The organism is Streptomyces sp. E11-3 (assembly GCF_046540415.1).
GTDB lineage: Bacteria > Actinomycetota > Actinomycetes > Streptomycetales > Streptomycetaceae > Streptomyces.
Window position 1 is genome coordinate 320835 of the sequence record NZ_JAZGRL010000001.1, and the last position, 15462, is coordinate 336296.

Annotated in this window: 18 protein-coding genes; 12 read left to right on the forward strand and 6 right to left on the reverse strand. The window is 71.5% G+C overall.

The window, feature by feature from the left end; all coding sequences use genetic code 11:
* Positions 1-3: 3 nt before the first annotated feature.
* Positions 4-1050 carry an ABC transporter permease gene (locus U9R90_RS01440; RefSeq protein WP_411054512.1) on the forward strand — a complete coding sequence of 349 codons (1047 nt, stop codon included), beginning with the start codon at positions 4-6 and terminating at the stop codon, positions 1048-1050.
* Positions 1051-1218: 168 nt separating this feature from the next.
* On the opposite strand, the gene U9R90_RS01445 is transcribed toward U9R90_RS01440, so the two are convergent.
* Positions 1219-1494, reverse strand: a complete 276-nt coding sequence (locus tag U9R90_RS01445) for a type II toxin-antitoxin system Phd/YefM family antitoxin (RefSeq protein ID WP_411054513.1) — start codon at positions 1492-1494, stop codon at positions 1219-1221.
* Between the two features lie 111 nt (positions 1495-1605).
* Between U9R90_RS01445 and U9R90_RS01450 the strand changes: the two genes are divergently transcribed.
* From U9R90_RS01450 to U9R90_RS01460, 3 genes are all read left to right on the forward strand, one after another.
* Positions 1606-2241: an ATP-dependent Clp protease proteolytic subunit gene (locus U9R90_RS01450; protein WP_411054514.1), complete on the forward strand. Its 636-nt coding sequence runs from the start codon at positions 1606-1608 to the stop codon at positions 2239-2241.
* Positions 2242-2248: 7 nt separating this feature from the next.
* Positions 2249-2557 (forward strand): hypothetical protein, encoded by a 309-nt coding sequence (locus U9R90_RS01455; RefSeq protein WP_411054515.1) that lies wholly within the window; start codon positions 2249-2251, stop codon positions 2555-2557.
* Positions 2558-3087: 530 nt separating this feature from the next.
* On the forward strand, positions 3088-3561 hold the full coding sequence (locus U9R90_RS01460; RefSeq protein WP_411054516.1) for a C40 family peptidase: 474 nt from the start codon (positions 3088-3090) through the stop codon (positions 3559-3561).
* A gap of 111 nt (positions 3562-3672) precedes the next feature.
* Here the strand turns inward: U9R90_RS01460 and U9R90_RS01465 are convergent, their stop codons facing one another.
* The gene (locus U9R90_RS01465; protein WP_411054517.1) at positions 3673-4311 is read right to left on the reverse strand and encodes a LysE family translocator; all 639 of its coding nucleotides are present in this window, start codon (positions 4309-4311) and stop codon (positions 3673-3675) included.
* A 73-nt stretch (positions 4312-4384) separates the two neighbouring features.
* Between U9R90_RS01465 and U9R90_RS01470 the strand changes: the two genes are divergently transcribed.
* Positions 4385-5299, forward strand: a complete 915-nt coding sequence (locus tag U9R90_RS01470) for a LysR family transcriptional regulator (protein WP_411054518.1) — start codon at positions 4385-4387, stop codon at positions 5297-5299.
* Positions 5300-5335: 36 nt separating this feature from the next.
* Here the strand turns inward: U9R90_RS01470 and U9R90_RS01475 are convergent, their stop codons facing one another.
* Together U9R90_RS01475 and U9R90_RS01480 are read right to left on the reverse strand one after the other, a co-directional pair.
* Complete coding sequence (locus U9R90_RS01475) at positions 5336-6439, reverse strand: ABC transporter substrate-binding protein (RefSeq protein WP_411057600.1); 1104 nt, start codon at positions 6437-6439, stop codon at positions 5336-5338.
* 54 nt (positions 6440-6493) lie between these two features.
* Positions 6494-6931, reverse strand: a complete 438-nt coding sequence (locus U9R90_RS01480) for an ATP-binding protein (protein WP_411054519.1) — start codon at positions 6929-6931, stop codon at positions 6494-6496.
* A gap of 230 nt (positions 6932-7161) precedes the next feature.
* On the opposite strand from U9R90_RS01480, the gene U9R90_RS01485 reads away from it, so the two are divergent.
* Both U9R90_RS01485 and U9R90_RS01490 read left to right on the forward strand, forming a co-directional pair.
* The gene (locus tag U9R90_RS01485) at positions 7162-8025 is read left to right on the forward strand and encodes a helix-turn-helix domain-containing protein (RefSeq protein WP_411054520.1); all 864 of its coding nucleotides are present in this window, start codon (positions 7162-7164) and stop codon (positions 8023-8025) included.
* A gap of 9 nt (positions 8026-8034) precedes the next feature.
* Entirely contained in the window at positions 8035-8283 is a 249-nt protein-coding gene (locus U9R90_RS01490; protein ID WP_411054521.1) for a DUF397 domain-containing protein, read from the forward strand.
* A 6-nt stretch (positions 8284-8289) separates the two neighbouring features.
* Here U9R90_RS01490 and U9R90_RS01495 read toward each other — a convergent pair whose 3' ends face one another.
* Positions 8290-9462: an 8-amino-7-oxononanoate synthase gene (locus tag U9R90_RS01495; protein ID WP_411054522.1), complete on the reverse strand. Its 1173-nt coding sequence runs from the start codon at positions 9460-9462 to the stop codon at positions 8290-8292.
* Between the two features lie 191 nt (positions 9463-9653).
* Between U9R90_RS01495 and bioB the strand changes: the two genes are divergently transcribed.
* The 3 genes from bioB to bioD all read left to right on the forward strand — a co-directional run bounded on the left by bioB (position 9654) and on the right by bioD (position 12941).
* Positions 9654-10868, forward strand: a complete 1215-nt coding sequence (gene bioB / locus U9R90_RS01500) for a biotin synthase BioB (RefSeq protein WP_411054523.1) — start codon at positions 9654-9656, stop codon at positions 10866-10868.
* Complete coding sequence (locus tag U9R90_RS01505) at positions 10861-12141, forward strand: adenosylmethionine--8-amino-7-oxononanoate transaminase (RefSeq protein WP_411054524.1); 1281 nt, start codon at positions 10861-10863, stop codon at positions 12139-12141. Before bioB ends, U9R90_RS01505 begins: the two co-directional genes overlap by 8 nt.
* 62 nt (positions 12142-12203) lie before the next feature.
* Complete coding sequence (gene bioD / locus U9R90_RS01510) at positions 12204-12941, forward strand: dethiobiotin synthase (protein ID WP_411054525.1); 738 nt, start codon at positions 12204-12206, stop codon at positions 12939-12941.
* 187 nt (positions 12942-13128) lie between these two features.
* Here bioD and U9R90_RS01515 read toward each other — a convergent pair whose 3' ends face one another.
* On the reverse strand, positions 13129-13572 hold the full coding sequence (locus tag U9R90_RS01515; RefSeq protein WP_411054526.1) for a hypothetical protein: 444 nt from the start codon (positions 13570-13572) through the stop codon (positions 13129-13131).
* A gap of 215 nt (positions 13573-13787) precedes the next feature.
* On the opposite strand from U9R90_RS01515, the gene U9R90_RS01520 reads away from it, so the two are divergent.
* Both U9R90_RS01520 and U9R90_RS01525 read left to right on the forward strand, forming a co-directional pair.
* Positions 13788-14459, forward strand: a complete 672-nt coding sequence (locus tag U9R90_RS01520) for a class I SAM-dependent methyltransferase (protein ID WP_411054527.1) — start codon at positions 13788-13790, stop codon at positions 14457-14459.
* 185 nt (positions 14460-14644) lie between these two features.
* Positions 14645-15460 carry an ABC transporter ATP-binding protein gene (locus U9R90_RS01525; RefSeq protein WP_411054528.1) on the forward strand — a complete coding sequence of 272 codons (816 nt, stop codon included), beginning with the start codon at positions 14645-14647 and terminating at the stop codon, positions 15458-15460.
* Positions 15461-15462: the final 2 nt, after the last annotated feature.

The window sequence follows — 15462 nt, forward strand, 5'->3', positions numbered from 1 at the left end:
ACCATGTCCACCACATCCGCTACGTCGCCCACCCCGGCCGCTCCCCCGGACCCGCCCGCCGCGCCGCAGTCCCGTCGGATGGTCGCGGTCGCCGTACTGGTCCCGCTGTTGGTCGCCCTCGCGCTGTGGGCTTTCACCTGGCCGGCCGCCCGCATGGCTCCCCAGGATCTGCCACTCGGCGTCGCGGGCCCGACGGCCGCCGCGAGCGCCGTACAGGACCGGCTGGAGCAGAACAACGACGGCGCGTTCGAGGTCCACCGGTACGCGGACGAGTCCGCCGCGCGCGAGGCCATCGAGGACCGGACCGTATACGGCGCGGTCGTCGTCACCGAGCGCGGCCCGAAGCTGCTCACCGCGTCGGCGGCGAGCCCCGTGGTGGCCCAGCTGCTGCAGCAGGCAGTGGCCGCCCAGTCCCCAGACGGCACGCCCGTGGAGACCGTCGACGTCGTACCGGCCCCGGACAGCGACCCGCGCGGCGCCGCACTGAGCTCCAGTGTGCTGCCGATGGCGATCGCCGGTGTAGCGGCCGGTTCCATCGTGACGATGGTCGGGCTGCGGCGGATGCGTGCGGCCGTCGCCCTGGTCGGCGCCGCGACACTGGTGGGCCTGGTCGCCGCCACGCTCACGCACAGCTGGCTGGGCGTCCTCACCGGCAACTGGTGGGCCGAGGCCGGCGCGCTGGGCCTGTCGGCGCTGGCGGTGAGCGCCGCCGTGGCCGGTTTCGCGGCACTGATCGGCCCCGCGGGTATCGGCGTCGGCGCCCTGCTGGTCGTGCTGCTCGGCAACCCGTTCTCCGGGGTGACCTCCGCGCCCGAACTCCTCCCCGAGCCAATCGGAATGATCGGTCAGTGGCTGCCGCCAGGCGCGGGCGGGAGCCTGCTGCGGTCCGTCTCCTTCTTCGACGGAGCCCAGGCGGGCGGGCCCGCGCTGACCCTCGGACTGTGGGCGGCGCTGGGCCTGACGGCGGTGCTGCTCGGCGGACGGCGGGCCGGAAGCAGCGCCCCGGCGGGCGAGCCGGTGCGCACGCCGGAGCCCACTCCGGCTGGCTGACACCGCACCGTGAGACCGGCCGTGCGCCCCCGCTGTAGCGGACGGGGGCGCACGGTCTTGCCGCGCACCGGCGCGTGCCGCGTACCGGGGTCTACGAGGGGTGCCCCGCACCAGGGGCCTACGACGGGTGTCGCGCGCCAGGGCCTACGACGGTGCCGCGTACCCGGTCTACGACGGGTTGGGCCCGCGATGTTCGGCCGCGATCCCGAACCGCTGACGCTCCCCCGGAGCGGGCGACACCCCACCCACCGTCGAGACGGCGCTGATCACCTGCTCGTCCGCGCCCTCCAACTGCTCCAGCCGCTCCAGGTCAGCGGCCGACACCAGGGCCACGAGCGGCTTGCCGTGCCGCGTGACGACGACCCGCTCCCCGCCGTACACCACACGGTTGATGAGGTCGGCGAGCTCTGCCCGCGCTTGCGTCACCGGAATCTCGTAGGCCATGTCCCCAGCCTAAGCACGCCGCGCCGACTTCCCCTCCCTCTCCCTACGCAATGTACGTCCTGTACATTTTTTACAGGACCGCAAGCACCGATGGATGAGGAGCGCTCTGCCATGAACCGACCGTCCGCCCGCCACGTCCTGCCGGAGTTCACCGAGCGCACCAGCGTGGGGCAGCGCACGATGGACCCCTACGCGAAGCTGCTTGAGGAGCGCATCGTCTTTCTCGGGACGCCGATCGACGACACGTCGGCGAATGACGTGATGGCCCAGTTCATGCATCTCGAGCACGCCGCGCCCGACCGGGACATCTCGCTGTACATCAACTCCCCCGGCGGCTCGTTCAGCGCGATGACCGCGATCTACGACACCATGCAGTTCGTCACCTGCGAGGTGGAGACGATCTGCCTGGGGCAGGCTGCCTCCGCCGCGGCCGTGCTGCTCGCGGCCGGGACGCCCGGCAAGCGGTACGCGCTGCCCGGCGCCCGGGTACTGATCCACCAGCCGTCCGTCGCCGAGCCGATCGAGGGGCAGGCGACCGATCTGGCGATCCAGGCGGACGAACTGATGCGTACCCGGGGGCTGCTGGAGGAGATGCTCGTACGCCACACCGGGCAGCGCCTGGAGCGGATCGCGGCGGACATCGAGCGGGACAAGATCCTCACCGCGCGCGAGTCGGTGGAGTACGGGCTGGTGGACCGGGTCATTCCGTCCCGTAAGGCGTCCCGGGCGACGCCTGGCACGAGGTGAGCCGCCGATGCTGCCACCGGAACTGCCCGAGCTCCCCGCGCTGACCCGCGCCGAGTCGGAGGTCGTCGACCGGTATCTGGAGGTGATCGACCTGCTGGGCCGGATCAACCCGGCGCGCGGCCGCGACACGTACGGTTCGCTGCGCGCCGCGCAGGCCCTGGTCGCCAAGTCCACCGCGCTGCGGGACGCCCTGACGCTGATGCACCAACGAGGTGAGGCCGAGGTCCACGCGGACACGCTGGCGCGGGCGTTGCGGGTGCTGGACGGGGAGCGGCGGGCTGGGCGAGTGGCGCTGCCGCCCACGTCCACGGCCTGACGGCTCCGGGGCACGGAGCGGTCCGTCCGCGCCGTGCCCCGGAAGGACCAGTTCGGGTCGCCTGATCGGCGGAGTGAATATCCGCCCTGATGGCGCAAGAAAGTTGCACGCGTGCTGTACGTGGTGTTCGGAATGATTGGTTCCGGTGCTGGTCCAGGGGTCCTCGGGGCTCGGCGCCCCGGCCGTAAACCCCTGTTGTCCACCCGAACGGGTCAGTCGTGAGGACACTCACATACCGCCGTTTCTTCTCGGTTTTGGCCGGTGCCGTGCGCCAAGATCCGTTGCGACGACAAGCCCCCGCCAACCGCGGTGGGGCGGTCCGGGCGGACGCCGAGTCCTGCCGCCGTCCGGATGCCGGGTCGACGACAGCGGATCGGCAGGAGTGGAGGACCCGAGCACTACGGGGCGAGAAGGCCCCTTGGGGTGAAGCCGTGAGAGCGGCCGGACAGCGAAGGCGTACGGCTCCCTGCCGTGGCGCCGGTCCGAATCCGACAGGTCATCCTTCACAGGCGGCTGCCGAAGGGTTGCGCATGACTGCGCGTCACCGTGTTCCGTCCCTGCTCACTCGGGCCGGCACCGCATCCGCCCTCACACTCGTCGCCGTCGGCGGCACCCTGGTGGTACCGGGCGCCGCGGGCCAGGCCGAGGCCGCGGCGCCCGCCACCAAGGCCGTCAAGATCGCGGCGTCCAAGAAGGGATCGCCGTACAAGTGGGGAGCGGCGGGGCCGCGCCGCTTCGACTGCTCGGGGCTGACGCTGTACTCGTTCAAGCGCGTCGGAAAGTCGCTGCCGCGCACCGCGGCGGCCCAGCGCAACAAGACCCGGCGGATCTCCGCGGGCAAGCGTCAGCGCGGCGACCTGGTGTTCTTCCACTCCGGCCGGAGCGTGTACCACGTGGGCATCTACGCAGGTCGCGGGCGCATCTGGCACTCGCCCAAGAGCGGCGATGTGGTGCGGCTGCAGAAGATCTGGACCAAGAGCGTGTCCTACGGGCGGGTGCGTTAGCCGGTAGGCGTTAGCCGGTAGGCGAGTGCGTCAGCGGTAGGCGGGCCGGGCCCGGGAGGCTGTGGCACCTTCCGGCGCCTTCCGCCGGGACCCTTCCGGGTCCCTCGCGGGTCAGCCCGCGAGGGGCGCCGCCAGCAGGGTCAGCCCCAGGGCGGCCAGTGCCGTACCGCTGACGCCTTCGATGGCGCGGGCCGTACGCGGTCGGCGCAGCCAGCGGCCGAGCCGGTCGACCAGCAGGGCGACGGCCTGGAACCAGACCGCGGCGATCCCCACGATGATCGCCGCGAGCAGCAGCGTGCGGGGCATCGCCGGGCTCGACGCGGGGACGAACTGGGGCAGCACGCTGAGGAAGGTGATCGACGCCTTGGGGTTGAGCGCGTTGGTGAGGAATCCCTGGCGCAGGGCCCTGGCGGGGCTCACGGCCACCGTGCCGTCGGGGGAGTCCGCGTCGGTGGCGGTCTGGCGTGGCCGGGCCGCGGCGCGCAGCGCGCCGTATCCGAGGTAGAGCACATAGGCGCCGCCCAGCAGTTGCAGCCCACGGAAGAGCGCCGGAACCGCCGTGAGGACGGCGGCGACCCCGGCGACGGCGAGCGCGGTATGGACCAGCAGGCCGGCCGCGATCCCCAGGGCGCAGGCGGCGCCCGCCCGGCGTGAGGCGAGGGCGTTGCGCACCACGACGGTGAAGTCGGCGCCCGGCATGGCGACCATGGCGGCGGCGACCCCCGTGAAGGCGACCAGTTGTGTGTCCATGGCCCCCAGCGTGCCCGCCGTCAGCCTTCAGCAGGTACTTGCAATCTTGAGGGTCTGCCTTAAGAGTTGCTTTATGTACGATCCCACGCGACTCGCGGCACTGGTGGCGGTCGCCGAGGCCGGTTCGATCACTCGGGCAGCCGGGCGGCTCGGCTATACGGCGCCCGCGCTGTCCCAGCAGCTCGCCAAGCTGGAGCGGGAGGCGGGGGCCGCGCTGTTGGTACGGCACCACCGCGGGGCACGGCTGACGGCCGCTGGCGAACTGCTGGTCAAGCGGGCCCGCAGGGTGCTGGACGAGATGGACCTGGCCCGCCACGAGCTGGCCCGGCTGACAGGGCTCTCGGGCGGGCGGCTGCGTATCGGGGCGTTCCCGACGGCCGGGATTCATCTGCTGCCTCCGGCGCTCAGCGCGTTCCGCAGGGCGCATCCCGATGTCGAGCTGGCGGTAACGGAGTTCGAGCCTCCGGCGGGTGTGGCCGCGGTGGCGGACGGCGCGGTGGATCTCGCGCTGACGCACGCGTACCAGCCGGGCGAGACCGAGCCGCTGCCCGTGGCCGTCGCCGCCGAGGCGCTGCTGACCGAGGAGCTGGTGCTGGTGACCGCTCCGGGGCACGCCCTGGCGGATGGCGCGGGGCGGCTGCCGCTCGGGGACCTCGCGGGGCAGCCGCTGATCAGCATGGCACCCTGGCATCCGCGCCGCCGGGAGGTGGAGGCCGCACTCGCGCGGGCCGGGGCCAGCCCGTCGGTGGTGGTCGAGACGCCGAGCTACGCCGTGGTGTGCGCCCTGGCCAGCGCCGGACTCGGAGTGGCCGTGGTGCCCGAGATGGTGGCGCGCAAGGCCCTGACACCGGTGAACGTCCGGGCCCTGGACCCGCCAGGACTGCGCCGTACGATCTCGGTCGTGTACCGCGTGGACGAGCCGAATCCCGCGGCGGACACCCTACGAGCGCTACTGCGCGGCGCGTTCGGCCGCTCGGGCGTGTCCTGAGCCAAGCGGGTCGTCAGGTCCCTCCTCCGTGCTCTCTCAGCTGGCGTGGAGGATCCGCAAGCGACCGGGTTCCGCCGGATCTCGATCGACGACTTGGACCGGCGTCCAAGCCCATTGCCACACGCTGATGCCTGGCGTGCGGGAGAACCGGATCTGCCCGCGCGTGCCTTCGACTGCGACACGCGGCCAGGATTCGGCAGTGCGCGCCCGGTCCGCGCCGTGAGAACGCAGCACATCGGCGAGGACGGTGATCGTGTCGTAGCCCTCGAAGGCGACGAAGGAGGGCGCTTCGCCTAGCCGCTCACGGAGGGCCGTCTCGACGCGTGCACCGAGTGGGCTGAGGCGTTCGGGCAGGTAGCGCAAGAACGGGATCGCGGCGCCGTCGTCGCCCAGCAGCGTCGCCCATTCGGCGAACTCCGGTTGCCCGGCAGGCGCACCGATCATGACCTCGGCGAGGCGCTGGTCGCGGCGGACGGCCTGGACGATCGGCACTGCCGGATCCGGGTGGCCGACCAGAAGAAGGACGGCTGTCGCGCGATGGTCGACGAGCTCGTCGCACACGGCCGTGGGGTCGAGCGCGCGCATGTCGAGTTCGATGACGGTGCCACCGCGCGCAGCGAGGTAGTCCCGCAGTATGCGCGTCCCGGATGACCAGTACACACTCGGATCGGCGGCTACGGCGATGCGACTGTGCCCCGCGCTGAGGAGGAAGTCCGCGTAGATCTGCCAGCCGTGGGACTGCGCCGGGGCGAGGCGCGCGACCCATTCCGTTGGCTGTTCGGTGAGCGCGTCGAGAACCGCTGACGAGCAGAGGAACGGCAGGCCGAGGGCGTCGGCCCTGGTGGCAGCGGCGCGAGCGACGACGCTGTGGTACTCCCCCGCCAAGGCGGCCACGCCCAGGCGAGCCAATTCATCTACCGCCGCCACGGCCCGCTGCGGATCAGCCGCCGTGTCTCGGACCACCAACTCAAGTGGTCTGCCGACGATCCCGCCTGCGTCATTGGCTTCGCGAACGGCCAGCTCGAGTCCAGCGAGCAGGTGTTGGCCCGCCTCGACCCAGCCAGGCCGAGTCAGCGGAACGAGAGCGCCGATCTGAATGGATGAACCGGTGACCATGCCGGACATTGCATCCACCACCATCGCCAACAGGCAACCGATTATTTCTCCGCCGAGCCGGGTGGTTGTTCCGTGCCGTCAGGTCTGGACGGGTGCGGTCGCGGTCCAGGGCAGGGTGATCCAGATGGTCTTGCCGCCCTCGGCCGTCGGCCTGACCGCGAGGCGGCCGCCGCACTCGGCGGTCAGCCAGCGGATGATGACCATCCCGCGGCCGTTGTCCTGCTGGACGGCCGCGGGCAGCCGCTTGGGGAAGCGGGGGTGACTGTCGGTGACGCCGATCCGCAGTTGCTCGTCGCGCTCGAGTTCCAGGTCGACCGTGAACGTCGGCGACTGGCCGAAGGTGTGCTGGACGGCGTTGGTCGCGAGTTCGGAGACGATGAGCCGGACGGTGTCGGACGCCTCCGCATCTCCCGGCAGGCCCCATTCGGCCAAGATGCTGCTGACGTATTTCCGCGCCGCGGACACCGAGGCGGGCTCGCTCGGCAGAGTGACGGATGCTTCCTGATGGTCTGCCATGGCGACGCTGTCCCTTTCCCACCGGGGACGAACTCCGTTACGTAGCGGATGTAGCGGGTCGGCCTCGGACTGGTGCTTCGCGCCAGAGTGCCACTCCAGGGGCACCGAAGGGTGGCGATCCCCCAAGATATGCATATATCTGTCGCCCGAAGCGGTGAACTCTGCTACGGAAGAACGTATTTGGGCGAGACTGGCGCAACGGAGCACACGGGCGGCCGGAAGGAGCGGTCATGCGATACGGCCCCGCGGTACGTCGGCGCAAGCTGGGCGCCGAACTCCGCTCCCTGCGCGACCGCGCGGGACTGACCAGCGGCGAGGCCGCGCTACTCGTCGGCTGGCACCAGTCCAAGGTAAGCCGGATAGAGACCGGGCGCAGCGCGGCGAAGCCCGCGGACGTACGGCTGCTGCTCGACGCGTACGACGTCCGCGACCCCGAACTGCGCGCGCTGTTTGAGGCGTTGGCGGGCACGGACGGTGACCACGCGGCGGGGCACCAGTGGTGGCACGCGTACAAGGGGCTGCTGCCGCCCGCTTATCGGGACTTCATCAGCCTGGAGTCGCAGGCCTGCCAGATGCGCACGCTGGAAACGTCGGTGGTGCCGGGGTTACTGCAGACGCCGGAGTACGCCCGTGCGGTGACCCGGGCGGCGGTGGACGGGCTTGCCGAGCGCGAGGTCGACGCGTTGGTCGAGGTGCGTCTGGCGCGGCAGGAGGTGCTGCACGGTGACCCGCCGCTGGAGCTGAGTGCGGTGCTGGACGAGGCGGTGCTGCGCAGGCCGGTGGGTGGGTACGGGGTGATGGCGCGGCAGCTGCGACGGTTGCGGGAGGTGGCTCGGTTGCCTCAGGTACGGCTGCAGGTTGTTCCGTTCGCTGCGGGGGCGCATATCGGCCTCACCGGATCTTTCGTAATGTTCTCATTTCCGAACATCGCTGATCTGGATGTGGTTGTTCTCGACCATATGACGAGTAGCCTCTACCTCGAGCGGAAAGAAGACCTCCAGGCCTACAGCGAAGCATTCAACTTCCTTCAGAAGCACGCACTTTCGGCAGAGGACACTCAGGAATTCATCACCGGGATCGGTGACGGCGCGTAAGGAGGCACCATGTCTGCACTGCCTCGGTACGTACCCTCCAGCACATCACTCAGCACCGCCCCGCACCACGCGCGGTGGCGGCGCAGCACGCGCAGCACGGGCATGAACAACTGCGTCGAGGCCGCGCGCCTCGGCGGCGGACCGCTGACCGGATTGCTGGCGGTGCGCGACTCCAAGGCTCCGGCGGGGCCCGCTCTGCTCTTCTCCCCCGCCGCCTGGGAACCCTTCCTCGCGGCACTCACGGGCGACGGGCGATAGGTCTCTCTATGCCTGGGCCGCCTGGGGTGCGGTGGCGACGACGGTCCGTACGGCCTGGTCGATCTGCTGCTGTGTCAGGTCCCCGCGCGCCGTCAGCCGGAGCCGGGAGATACCGTCCGGCACCGACGGCGGGCGGAAGCAGCCGACGACGAGGCCCGCTGCCCGGCAGTCGGCCGCCCACCGCACCGCCTCGTCCGGCGAGGGGGCACAGACAGAGACGACGGCCGCGTCGGGCCGTACCGCCCGCAGGCCCGCGGCGGTGAGCCGGTCGTACAGCGCGGCCGCCACCTCGCGGGTCCGCTCGGCGCGCTCCGGTTCGCGGCGCAGCAGCCGCAGCGCCGCTAGCGCACCTCCCGCCGCGGCGGGGGCGAGACCGGTGTCGAAGATGAAGGTGCGGGCGGTGTTCACCAGGTGGTCGATCACCTTGGCGGGCCCGAGCACGGCGCCGCCCTGGCTGCCCAGCGACTTGGACAGGGTGACGGTGACGACGACGTCCGGCGCGCCCGCGATGCCTGCCGCGTGTGCGGCGCCCCGGCCGCCCCTGCCCAGTACGCCCAGACCATGCGCGTCGTCCACCACAAGCCCCGCCCCGTACGCCCGACAGGCCTCGGCCAGCGCGGGCAGCGGGGCCGCGTCGCCGTCCACCGAGAAGACCGAGTCGGTGACCGCGAGCGCCGGCCCCCCGTGGGCGTCCAGGGCCTTGCGGACGGCGTCGGGGTCGGTGTGCCCGACGACCGAGGTCGCAGCGCGGGCCAGGCGGCAGCCGTCGATGAGCGAGGCGTGGTTGGCGGCGTCCGAGACGATCAGAGAGCCGTGCGGGGCGAGCGCGGTGACAGCGGCGAGGTTGGCGGCGTAGCCGGAGGACAGCACAAGGGCCGACTCGAATCCGCAGAAGTCAGCCAGTTCCCGCTCAAGTCGGGCGTGCAGTTCCGTGGTGCCGGTGACCAGCCGGGACCCGGTCGCGCCGGCGCCCCACACCCGGGCCGCGTCGGCGGCGCCCTCGGTGACCTCCGAGTGGCGGGTCAGGCCCAGGTAGTCGTTGCTCGCGAGGTCCAGGAGGGGAGAATCAGCGGGGCGCGGCCGCAGGGTGCGTACCAGACCGGCACGGCGACGCTGCTCGGCCTGGTCGTCGATCCAGTGGAACGGGTCCTGGGCAGCGTCGGTCGCCTGGCGGTACATGGCCGTCCCTCGCGTCGTCGGGTGTCTCGGGCTCTTTGTATGTCGGGTGTCACAGGCTCTTTGTATGCAGTCAACAGACCCTATCGGGACAATCCCGTGGTCAGAATGTGGCGATACCCACACCCCGATCCACCCCTGTTGTTCGGTTCCTACTTGGCCGAGGGCGGTGCCGTAGGCAAGGATCAGACCTCATGGACCTGCTGAACACGCTGGTGGACAAGGGGCTTCGGCGCGAGCTGCCGACCCGTGAAGAGGCGCTCGCCGTCCTGGCGACCTCCGACGACGAGCTTCTCGACGTAGTGGCCGCGGCCGGAAAGGTGCGGCGGCAGTGGTTCGGGCGGCGGGTGAAGCTCAACTATCTGGTCAATCTGAAGTCCGGACTGTGTCCGGAGGACTGCTCGTACTGCTCACAGCGGCTCGGCTCCAAGGCCGAGATCCTCAAGTACACCTGGCTGAAGCCCGACGAGGCCTCCAAGGCGGCGGCGGCCGGTGTCGCGGGCGGCGCCAAGCGGGTGTGCCTGGTGGCGAGCGGGCGCGGACCCACGGACCGCGACGTCGACCGGGTCGGGAAGACCATTGAGGCGATCAAGGAGCAGAACGAGGGCGTCGAGGTCTGTGCCTGCCTCGGGCTGCTCTCCGGTGGCCAGGCCGAGCGGCTGCGCGAGGCGGGCGCCGACGCGTACAACCACAACCTGAACACCTCCGAGGCGACCTACGGGGAGATCACCAGCACCCACACCTACGCCGACCGGGTGGAGACGGTGCACCAGGCGCAGGCCGCCGGGCTATCCGCCTGCTCGGGACTGATCGCCGGCATGGGCGAGAGCGACGGCGACCTGGTCGACGTGGTGTTCTCGCTGCGTGAGCTCGACCCGGACTCGGTGCCGGTGAACTTCCTGATCCCGTTCGAGGGGACTCCGCTCGCCAAGGAGTGGAACCTCACCCCGCAGCGGGCGCTGCGCATCCTGGCGATGGTCCGGTTCGTCTGCCCGGACGTGGAGGTACGGCTCGCGGGCGGCCGCGAGGTGCATCTGCGCACCCTGCAGCCGCTGGCCCTGCACCTGGCCAACTCGATCTTCCTGGGTGACTACCTCACCAGTGAGGGCCAGGCCGGTCAGGCCGACCTGGACATGATCAAGGACGCGGGATTCGAGGTCGAGGGCGCGGACAAGGTGACGCTGCCCGAGCACCGGCTGTCCGGGGAGGCGACAGGGTGCGGCTCGCATGAGACGGCGGGGTGTGGCTCGCATGAGGGTGGCTGCGCGCCGTGCGGCTCGGATGCCGGGGCTTCGTCGGCGCCCGAGGACGCCTCCGCCGCCGATGAGGTCTCGGCGTCCGACGCCCGTACGGACCTGGTAGCGGTACGTCGGCGGGGCGCCGGCACGGACCTCGCGCCCAATGCCTGACCCCCGGGTTCAGGAGCTCGTCGAGCTGGACCGGCGGCATGTCTGGCATCCGTACGGGCCGATGCCGGGCCGTACGGAGCCGCTGGTCGTGGAGTCCGCCTCCGGGGTACGGCTGCGGCTCGCGGACGGCGGCGAGGAGCTCGTCGACGGCATGTCGTCCTGGTGGTCGGCCATCCACGGCTACAACCACCCGGTGCTGAACGACGCGGTGCGCGGCCAGCTGGACCGCATGAGCCATGTGATGTTCGGCGGGCTCACCCATGAGCCCGCCGTACGGCTCGCGAAGCGCTTGGTCGACATCTCGCCCGAGGGTCTTGAGCATGTCTTCCTCGCCGACTCGGGTTCGGTGTCGGTCGAGGTCGCGATCAAGATGTGTCTGCAGCACTGGCGCTCGGTCGGCCGCCCCGCCAAGCAGCGGCTGCTGACCTGGCGCGGCGGCTACCACGGCGACACCTGGCAGCCGATGTCGGTCTGCGACCCCGACGGCGGCATGCACGAGCTCTGGTCGGGCGCGCTGCCGAAGCAGGTGTTCGCGGACGCGCCGCCCGCTCAGTACGAGGAGTCGTACGCCGACCACCTGCGCGAGGTGATCACACGGCACGCCGACGAGCTGGCGGCGGTGATCGTGGAGCCCGTGGTGCAGGGCGCGGGCGGGATGCGGTTCCACTCCCCCGCGTATCTGCGGGTGCTGCGCGAGGTGTGCGACGAGCAGGACGTACTGCTGGTCTTCGACGAGATCGCGACCGGGTTCGGGCGTACCGGCACGCTGTTCGCCGCCGAGCACGCGGGCGTGACGCCCGATGTGATGTGTGTGGGCAAGGCGCTGACCGGCGGCTATATGACCATGGCGGCGACGCTGTGCACCGCGCGCGTGGCGGACGGGATCTCGCGGGGCGAGGTGCCGGTGCTCGCGCACGGGCCGACGTTCATGGGCAACCCGCTGGCGGCGGCGGTGTCCTGCGCCTCGATCGACCTGCTGCTCGCGCAGGACTGGCAGACCGAGGTCAAGCGCATCGAGTCGGGCCTGCGTGAGGGGCTGGCGGCCGCGTCCGATGTGCCGGGTGTGGTGGATGTACGGGTCCTGGGCGCGATCGGTGTCATCCAGCTGGACCACCAGGTGGACGGGGCGGCGGCCACCGACGTGCTGCGGCGCGAGGGTGTGTGGCTGCGACCGTTCCGCGACCTGATCTACACCATGCCGCCGTACATCACGGGTGACGAGGATGTGGCGCGGATCTGCCGTGCGGCGGCCGCGGCCGCGGCTGCGGGCTGACCGGGTGCGGGCCCGTCCGGGCGTCTGCCGGACGGGCCGCTCTCAGCGAGGAGAACAGTGCAATGACGGTTCTGGTGGTCACGGGGACCGGTACCGAGGTCGGCAAGACCGTGGCGACGGCCGCGGTGGCGAGGGCCGCGCTGGCGGCCGGGCGCTCGGTGGCCGTACTGAAGCCCGCGCAGACCGGGGTCGGTGCCGGTGAGCGCGGTGACGCGGACGAGGTGGTGCGGCTCGCCGGGCCGGTCACCGCGGTCGAACTGGCTCGCTATCCCGAGCCGTTGGCGCCCGCGACGGCCGCGCGTCGGGCCGGGCTCGCGCCCGTACGGCCGCAGGAGATCGCCGACGCGGCGCAGAAGCTGGCCACCGAGCACGATCTGGTGTTGGTCGAGGGTGCGGGTGGGCTGCTCGTACGCTTCGACGACGACGACGGTGGCGGTGGCGGTGGCGGTGGCGGTGGCGGCACGCTTGCCGACGCGGCTTTGTTGCTCGACGCGCCGGTGTTGGTCGTCGCGTCGGCCGGGCTCGGCACCCTGAACACGACCGCGCTGACCGCGGAGGCGCTGCGGGCGCGGTCCCTGCGGCCGCTGGGCGTCCTGGTCGGCAGCTGGCCGCGGCGGCCTGACCTCGCCGCGCGCTGCAACCTCACCGACCTGCCGTCGGTCGCTGGGGCGCCGCTCCTGGGTGCTGTCCCCGAAGGCGCCGGGGCTCTGGACGGACCGGCCTTCCGGGCGGGCGCGGCAGGGTGGCTGGCCCCTGCGCTGGGCGGGACGTGGGACGCGGCGTCGGCGTCACTGACGTAGGCGGGGGTGGTGCGCTTCGTCCGTTGTGGGTCGGGGGCGCGGTGGGGCGTGCCGTTGTGGCAGTCGTCCCCTGCCGTTGTGGGCATACGTTCCGCAGGGCGGAACGGGTGGGCACAACCCCTCGCCTCGGGCGCACCGCTTCACCAAGGCCGAAGGGCGACGCCCTCCCCGAGCGCGGGGCAGCCCCTTAGCGGCGGGGCACCATCGCGGCCCAAGAAGGGACGCGCGCGGGCGCGGGGCGCGTGTGGGTCGCGCGTTGCATGCGGAGTGCGTCGATGGACTCCGCGAGTAGCTCGTACTCGGTGGTGTCGTCGGCTGTGGCGAAGCGGATCAGCTGCCCCCTCGACAGGCCTTCGGCGACCGCGCTCTGGACGGCCGGGTCGTCCCGCCAGGCGCGCAGCTCTCCCGAGGCGTCCGGGACATGGGCCGCGATCGGTACCAGTGCCCGCACGGGTACGTGGCTGCTGTCGGGGGTGGGGTCCAGGCGTTCGGCGATCCAGGTCGCGCGCTCGCGTAACCACCACAGGGCCAGCGATAAGGAGGGCGCGCGGTAGGTGCCGAGGGGAACCCCGACACGCCGTCCGGCGCAGACTCCGTACGCGGTGACATGGCACAGGAACTCCTCATGCACAGCCGCTCCCTCACGCCGTTCTCGAAAGGCCTTTCCGGTGGTGCGGGGCGGTTCCATTGTCGTCGCGGTGCGCTGGACAGCGGCATATTCTCGACGCGAATGGCCGATTGTTTTCCCTTGCGCCCCAGGCGTCACCGTCGTCGTCCGGCACGGCTGAACCGCGCGCAGAAGGGCACAATCGCGGTAACCGTCGCACTCGCCGAGGAGCCTCCGCCATGCCGTCGCGCAGCGCCAAAGTGTCCCGGGACCTCGTGCACCACCCCGTCTTCGCTCGCTTCTACGCACGGCAGAGCGTGGTGGCCGAGAAAGTCATGCACGCCCATCGCGAGGAGTTGCTGGCCGGAATCTCCGGCCGGGTCATCGAGATCGGTGCGGGCAACGGCCTGAACTTCGCGTCGTATCCCTCGACGGTCTCCGAGGTGGTCGCGATCGAACCGGAACGTCTGCTGCGGCAGTTGGCGGCGAAGGCGGCGCGGCACGCCGAGGTTCCCGTCGATGTGGTGCCGGGCGCCGCCGAGGCGCTGCCGGTCAAGAGCGAGGCGTTTGACGCGGTGGTTTTCTCGCTGGTGCTGTGCAGTGTGCGTGGTGTGGAGCGCAGCCTCGCGGAGGCCCTGCGGGTGCTGCGTCCTGGCGGGGAGCTGCGGTTTCTGGAGCACGGCCTGGCGCCGAGCGGCCGGGGGATGCCGGCCGCGCAGAGGGCGCTGGACCGCACGGTGTGGCCGCTGCTCTTCGGGGGCTGCCATGTGGCGCGGGAGCCACTCGCCGCGATCGAGGCGGCCGGGTTCGAGGTGACGACGTACCGGCGCCTGCTGATCCCCGAGAGAGGGCCGCGCCTGCCGACGTCGTACTGCGTGCTGGGCACGGCGCGGCGGCCCCTAGGGGTCTAGCTCCACAGTGTCCTGGAGATACCCCCGCGTTAGCGTGGGGGTAGTGGTGCGACAGGAACGGCCGTTCGGTGTCCCTTACATGCATGCCGGGACAGCGACCTCGGAGGGATACCGGCGGCCCGCTGTGGCGCTCTACTCTCGGTAGCCGTACGTGCGTTGGTGCGGCGGGAACTGGGGAGGACGACTTGTCCACAGCCAAGACGGGTAGCGGAACCGGCCCCGCGCAGGCCGATGGCGTCGCGGCGCGGGCCCGCGGTCTGACCAAGGCGTACGGCTCGGGTGAGACCACCGTGCTCGCCCTGGACGCGGTCGACGTGGACATCGCCCGCGGCCGGTTCACCGCGGTGATGGGGCCTTCGGGTTCGGGGAAGTCCACCCTGATGCACTGCCTCGCCGGGCTCGACTCGGTCTCCGCGGGCCAGGTGTGGCTCGGCGAGACCGAGATCACCGGGATGCGGGACAAGGAACTGACGCGGCTGCGCCGGGACCGTATCGGCTTCATGTTCCAGGCGTTCAACCTGCTGCCGACCCTCACCGCGGCCGAGAACATCACGCTGCCCATGGATATCGCGGGCCGCAAGCCGGACGCCAAATGGCTGGAACACGTCATCAAGACCCTCGGGCTCCAGGACCGGCTGCGGCACCGGCCCGCGCAGCTCTCCGGCGGGCAGCAGCAGCGCGTGGCCTGCGCCCGGGCGCTCGCCTGCCAGCCCGAACTGATCTTCGCCGACGAACCGACCGGCAACCTGGACTCGCGCGCCGGCCTGGAGGTGCTGGGCTTTCTGCGCGAGGCCGTCGACCAGCTGGACCAGACCGTGGTGATGGTCACCCATGACCCAGGGGCCGCCGCCCACTCCGATCTGGTGCTGTTCCTCGGGGACGGCCGCATCGTCGACGAGATGCCGGACCCCACGGCCGAGGCGGTGCTGGAGCGGCTGAAGCGGTTCGACACCCTGCTGCCCGAGGCAGCGAAGCGGCTCGACGAGACCAAGGAGAGCTGAGG